The organism is Microbacterium sp. K27, from assembly GCF_004794435.1.
GTDB lineage: Bacteria > Actinomycetota > Actinomycetes > Actinomycetales > Microbacteriaceae > Microbacterium > Microbacterium maritypicum_A.
On record NZ_SSDK01000026.1, the window covers coordinates 98302 to 104301 of the forward strand.

At 65.9% G+C, this 6000-nt stretch carries 6 protein-coding genes; all 6 read left to right on the forward strand.

The window, feature by feature from the left end; translation table 11 throughout:
• Nucleotides 1–14: 14 nt before the first annotated feature.
• A complete protein-coding gene (gene atpA, locus DW307_RS02000) occupies nt 15–1655 on the forward strand; it encodes a F0F1 ATP synthase subunit alpha (RefSeq protein WP_021199376.1) in 1641 nt (546 codons plus the stop codon).
• 19 nt (nt 1656–1674) lie between these two features.
• Nucleotides 1675–2571, forward strand: a complete 897-nt coding sequence (locus DW307_RS02005) for a F0F1 ATP synthase subunit gamma (protein ID WP_017830990.1) — start codon at nt 1675–1677, stop codon at nt 2569–2571.
• A 21-nt stretch (nt 2572–2592) separates the two neighbouring features.
• A complete protein-coding gene (atpD, locus tag DW307_RS02010) occupies nt 2593–4047 on the forward strand; it encodes a F0F1 ATP synthase subunit beta (protein ID WP_017830989.1) in 1455 nt (484 codons plus the stop codon).
• A gap of 2 nt (nt 4048–4049) precedes the next feature.
• Nucleotides 4050–4310 carry a F0F1 ATP synthase subunit epsilon gene (locus DW307_RS02015; RefSeq protein WP_017830988.1) on the forward strand — a complete coding sequence of 87 codons (261 nt, stop codon included), beginning with the start codon at nt 4050–4052 and terminating at the stop codon, nt 4308–4310.
• A 76-nt stretch (nt 4311–4386) separates the two neighbouring features.
• Nucleotides 4387–5133 (forward strand): YaaA family protein, encoded by a 747-nt coding sequence (locus DW307_RS02020; RefSeq protein ID WP_029266479.1) that lies wholly within the window; start codon nt 4387–4389, stop codon nt 5131–5133.
• Between the two features lie 145 nt (nt 5134–5278).
• Nucleotides 5279–6000, forward strand: a 722-nt coding sequence (locus DW307_RS02025) for a DUF5684 domain-containing protein (protein ID WP_136023780.1), incomplete at its 3' end; no start/stop codon positions are given.

Here is a 6000-nt window from a genome sequence, read left to right on the forward strand (position 1 = left end):
ACAAAGGGAAGACAATGGCAGAACTATCGATCAGCCCCGACGTCATCCGTGACGCGCTGAAGGACTTCGCCGCAGCATACGAGCCCTCCGGGGCCGGGGCGACCGAGGTCGGCACCGTCATCGACGCCGCAGACGGCATCGCGCACGTCGAGGGACTGCCCGGCGTCATGGCGAACGAGCTCGTCATCTTCGCCGACGGCACCAAGGGTCTCGCACAGAGCCTGAACGAGCACGAGATCGGTGTCGTCGTCCTCGGCGAGTTCACCGGCGTCGAGGCCGGTCAGGAAGTCACCCGCACCGGCGAGGTCCTCTCGGTCCCGGTCGGCGACGGCTACCTCGGCCGCGTGGTCGACCCGCTCGGCAACCCGATCGACGGACTCGGTGCCATCGAGACCGAGAGCGTCCGCGCCCTCGAGCTCCAGGCTCCCGGCGTCATGCAGCGCAAGTCGGTGCACGAGCCGATGCAGACCGGCATCAAGGCCATCGACGCGATGATCCCCGTGGGCCGTGGCCAGCGTCAGCTGATCATCGGCGACCGCCAGACCGGCAAGACGGCCATCGCGATCGACACGATCATCAACCAGAAGGCCAACTGGGAGTCTGGCGACGTCAACAAGCAGGTCCGCTGCATCTACGTCGCCATCGGCCAGAAGGGCTCGACCATCGCTTCGGTGAAGGGCGCGCTCGAAGAGGCCGGCGCTCTGGAGTACACCACGATCGTGGCGGCTCCGGCGTCCGACCCCGCCGGCTTCAAGTACCTGGCTCCCTACACGGGTTCCGCCATCGGTCAGCACTGGATGTACGGCGGCAAGCACGTCCTCATCATCTTCGACGACCTGTCGAAGCAGGCTGAGGCCTACCGTGCCGTCTCCCTCCTCCTGCGCCGCCCGCCGGGCCGTGAGGCCTACCCGGGTGACGTCTTCTACCTGCACTCGCGTCTGCTCGAGCGTTGCGCGAAGCTGTCCGACGAGCTCGGTGCCGGTTCCATGACGGGTCTCCCGATCATCGAGACCAAGGCGAACGACGTCTCGGCCTACATCCCGACCAACGTGATCTCGATCACCGACGGCCAGATCTTCCTCCAGTCCGACCTCTTCAACGCGAACCAGCGTCCTGCGGTCGACGTGGGTATCTCGGTCTCGCGAGTCGGTGGTGACGCTCAGGTCAAGTCGATCAAGAAGGTCTCCGGAACGTTGAAGCTGGAGCTCGCGCAGTACCGCTCCCTCGAGGCGTTCGCGATGTTCGCATCCGACCTCGACGCGGCTTCGCGTCGTCAGCTCTCCCGTGGTGCGCGTCTGACCGAGCTGCTCAAGCAGCCGCAGTACTCGCCGTACCCCGTCGAAGAGCAGGTCGTCTCGATCTGGGCCGGTACCAACGGCAAGCTCGACACGATCGAGGTCTCCGATGTGCTGCGCTTCGAGCGCGAGCTCCTGGACTACCTTCGTCGCAACACCCAGGTCCTCGAGACCCTCCGCGACACCAACGTCCTCGACGACGCCACGGTCGCCGAGCTCGACAAGCAGACGGATGCCTTCATCCTGGAGTTCCAGGGTGGCAAGGGACACGCCATCGGCGCCCCGGGTCACGAAGAGCACGCTGCGGCCGAGGCGGAAGACGTCAACCAGGAGAAGATCGTCAAGGGTCGTCGCGCGTAACCGCGTGAGGTACTGACATATGGGCGCTCAACTCAGGGTCTACAAGCAGAAGATCTCTTCTGCTCAGACGACCAAGAAGATCACGAAGGCGATGGAACTCATCGCGGCTTCGCGCATCCAGAAGGCGATGGCACGCGTCAAGGCGTCCACTCCCTTCGCGCGTGCCGTGACGAGGGCCGTGTCGGCCGTCGCGACGCACTCGAACGTGGATCACCCGCTGACCCGTGAGTCCGAGAACATCACCCGCTCCGCGGTCGTGATCTTCTCCTCGGACCGCGGTCTCGCCGGAGCCTTCAACTCGCAGATCCTCCGTGAGGGTCTCGAGGTTGCGGAGCTCCTGCGGGAGCAGGGCAAGGAGCCGGTCTTCTACCTCATCGGTCGCAAGGCCGTCGGATACTTCCAGTTCCGACGCCTTGCTGCCGCTGCGGAGTGGACGGGCGACACCGACACCCCGTCGTTCCACACCGCGGAGGAGATCTCCGCGACGCTGCTCGAGTCCTTCTCCCGCGGGGGACAGGACGGCGGCGTCGACGAGATCCACCTCGTGTACAACCGTTTCGTCAGCATGATGACGCAGTCGCCCGAATCCGTGCGTCTGCTCCCGCTGGAGATCACGGAAGCCGATGAGTCGGAGGCCGGTAACACCGTTTACCCGCTGTACGAGTTCGAGCCGGACGCCGAGACTGTTCTCGACGCGATCCTGCCGGTGTACATCCAGAGCCGAGTCTTCAACGCTCTCCTGCAGTCGTCTGCCGCAAAGCAGGCGGCGACGCAGAAGGCGATGAAGTCGGCCAGCGACAACGCCGACAAGCTCATCACCGACTACACCCGTCTGCGCAACAACGCGCGCCAGGCGGAGATCACGCAGCAGATCGCCGAGATCGTCGGCGGCGCCGACGCCCTCTCGAGCAAATAGACCATCAGGAAAGAGACGAAAATGACCCTCACCGCTCCGGCTGACCAGCCGGCGACCGCGGTCGTCGGGCGCGTCGCACGCGTCAACGGTCCGGTTGTCGACATCGAGTTCCCTCATGACTCGATCCCCGACATCTACAACGCGCTGAAGACCACGATCGCGATGGGCGAAGAGTCCACCGAGATCACGCTCGAGGTCGCTCAGCACCTCGGCGACGACCTCGTCCGCGCCATCGCGCTGAACCCGACCGACGGCATCGTCCGCGGCCAGGAAGTCCGCGACACCGGTGAGGCCATCTCGGTCCCCGTCGGCGACGTGACCAAGGGCAAGGTGTTCAACGTCATCGGCGAGGTGCTGAACCTCGAGCCCGGCGAGACCATCGAGGTCACCGAGCGCTGGCCGATCCACCGCAAGGCCCCGAACTTCGACCAGCTCGAGTCCAAGACTCAGATGTTCGAGACCGGCATCAAGTCGATCGACCTCCTCACCCCGTACGTGCTGGGTGGAAAGATCGGTCTGTTCGGTGGAGCCGGTGTCGGTAAGACCGTCCTCATCCAGGAGATGATCCAGCGCGTCGCGCAGGACCACGGTGGTGTGTCGGTGTTCGCCGGTGTCGGTGAGCGCACCCGTGAGGGCAACGACCTCATCCACGAGATGGAAGAGGCGGGCGTCTTCGACAAGACCGCCCTGGTGTTCGGCCAGATGGACGAGCCGCCGGGAACGCGTCTTCGCGTCGCCCTGTCGGCTCTGACGATGGCGGAGTACTTCCGTGACGTGCAGAAGCAGGACGTTCTGCTCTTCATCGACAACATCTTCCGCTTCACGCAGGCCGGTTCCGAGGTCTCCACGCTGCTGGGCCGTATGCCCTCCGCCGTGGGTTACCAGCCGAACCTCGCCGACGAGATGGGTGTGCTCCAGGAGCGCATCACCTCGACGCGTGGTCACTCGATCACCTCGCTGCAGGCGATCTACGTGCCCGCCGATGACTACACCGACCCGGCTCCGGCGACGACGTTCGCCCACCTCGACGCGACGACCGAGCTCTCTCGTGAGATCGCCTCGAAGGGTCTGTACCCGGCCATCGACCCGCTGACCTCGACGTCGCGCATCATGGACCCCCGCTACTTGGGCGAGGACCACTACCGCGTCGCGACGACCGTCAAGCAGATCCTCCAGAAGAACAAGGAGCTGCAGGAGATCATCGCCATCCTGGGTGTCGATGAGCTCTCCGAGGAAGACAAGATCGTCGTGTCGCGTGCACGTCGCATCCAGCAGTTCCTCTCGCAGAACACCTACATGGCCAAGAAGTTCACGGGCGTCGAAGGTTCGACCGTCCCGCTGAAGGAGACCATCGAGTCGTTCGACGCGATCACCCGCGGCGACTTCGACCACGTGGCCGAGCAGGCCTTCTTCAACGTCGGTGGCATCTCCGACGTCGAAGAGCAGTGGGCGAAGATCCAGAAGGAGAACGGCTGACCATGGCGCTGCATGTCAGCCTCGTCTCCGCTGATGCGGAGGTCTGGACGGGAGAGGCGAGCCTCGTGGTCGCCAAGACCGTCGAGGGCGAGATCGGCTTCATGACCGGCCACGAGCCGGTGCTGGCCATCCTCGCCGAGGGCCAGGTTCGCATCACCCAGTCGGATGGCACCAAGGTGCTGGCCAACGCGCAGGACGGGTTCCTCTCGATGGAGGGCGACACCCTGACGATCGTTGCCGGCAACGCGGCTCTGATCGCCTAGCAGTTCCTGTTTCACGCGTCCGCCTCGGCACCCGCACGGGTTCCGAGGCGGACGCGTCTGTATCCACCGAGGTTCCATGAAGATCCTGCTCCCTCCTTCGGAGACCAAGCATGAGGGCGGTGAGGGTTCCCCGCTCGACCTCGCGTCGCTGGCACTCCCGTCTCTGAACGAGCGGCGCGCCGCTGTCGTCGAGGCTCTGATCGACCTCGCTGCCGACGAAGAGGCTGCCCGTCGGGTGCTCAAGCTGAGTGCTCGGCAGAGCGGCGATGTCGCGCACAACAGGGCGCTTCGCTCCGCTCCCACGATGCCCGCGATCGACCGGTACACGGGGGTGCTGTTCGACGCGCTCGATGCCCGATCGCTCTCCGTCGCGTCCCGTCGATGGCTGGGTGCCCATGTCTGGATCCACAGCGCTCCGCTGGGACCGGTGGGCGCGCTCGACGCGGTCCCGACGTATCGGCTGGCCGCCGGCACCTCCGTCCCCGGGCTTCCCGCGCTTCGGCGGCATTGGGCGGAGGCCACCTCTGCAGCGATCGCGGAGGCGGATCCGTCGTTCGTGCTCGACCTGCGGAGTGAGGCGTACGTCGCGCTGGGACCCGTGCCGGACTCCGTCTCCTCCGCTTACGTGCGGGTCGTGACGGAGCACGGGAGGGCCCTCAATCACTTCAACAAGAAATCGAAGGGTGCACTCGTCCGGGCGATTGCCGAGGATCGACCACGGGTCGGTTCCCTTCGCGGTCTTCGGCTCTGGGCGGAGAAGCGAGGGATCATTCTCCGCGATGGCGCACAGCCGGGCGTGCTGGAGCTCGTCGTCGACGAGTGAGCACGGGATCGGCCGGGTGCGCCGTGCGTCCACGCGCGACCACGAGTCGAACGCGCCCGACGGCGTAAGAGACATGCGCGCGTACCCCGGGAAGCGCTAGTGTGTTCAGCGCATGATGCCGCATCATGACTTTCTGGAGGGAACCATGAACGACTACTACGGCTATGACGGCCTGTCAGGCGGAGCGATCCTCGCGCTGACCCTGGTCTACACGATCCTGCCACTCGCCATCTACGCACTCTACTCGTGGTTCTACATGAAGATCTTCGAGAAGGCGGGAGTGCAGGGGAAGTGGCGCGCGTGGGTGCCCGTCTACAGCACGATGATCTTCTACAAGCTCGGCGATCTGAGCCCCTGGCTCGTCCTCTACCTGATGGGTGCCGGTATCCTCGGCGCGATTATCCCGTTCCTCGGGTGGTTCCTGATCCTCCCGCTCGTCGGCATCGCGGGTCGCGTGGTCGACCTGATCGCCGCCTGGCGCGTCGGGCTGAAGCTGCAGAAGGACGCTGTCTGGGTCGTCCTCTACTTCTTCCTGCCTCCGGTGTGGCTCGGCATCAACGCGTTCGACAAGTCGCGCTGGAACCCGAGCATCCAGCCCGCTTCCTGGGCTGCCAACGGTCTGCTCGGCGACCGCACCGCGTGGGAGGGCATCCCCGCTCAGACGTCGGCCGCGGCGCCGCAGCCCGGTTACGGTGCTCCGCAGGGCTACGCGCAGCCCGGACCGCAGGGATACGCGCCTCCCGCGCAGCCGGGGTACGCACCGCCCGCGCAGCCCGGCTACGCACCTCCCGCAGGCCCTGCAGCTCCGGCGACCGGTGCCCCGGTTCCGCCGGTGCCGCCGACCACGCCGCCGGCGGAACCGGGGCA

Excerpts from the sequence above, each read along its gene's own strand:
- atpA (WP_021199376.1), top strand. The coding sequence starts at position 15 with ATGGCAGAACTATCGATCAGCCCCGACGTCATCCGTGACGCGCTGAAG.
- DW307_RS02015 (WP_017830988.1), top strand. The coding sequence starts at position 4,050 with ATGGCGCTGCATGTCAGCCTCGTCTCCGCTGATGCGGAGGTCTGGACG.
- DW307_RS02005 (WP_017830990.1), top strand. The coding sequence starts at position 1,675 with ATGGGCGCTCAACTCAGGGTCTACAAGCAGAAGATCTCTTCTGCTCAG.
- DW307_RS02020 (WP_029266479.1), top strand. The coding sequence starts at position 4,387 with ATGAAGATCCTGCTCCCTCCTTCGGAGACCAAGCATGAGGGCGGTGAG.
- atpD (WP_017830989.1), top strand. The coding sequence starts at position 2,593 with ATGACCCTCACCGCTCCGGCTGACCAGCCGGCGACCGCGGTCGTCGGG.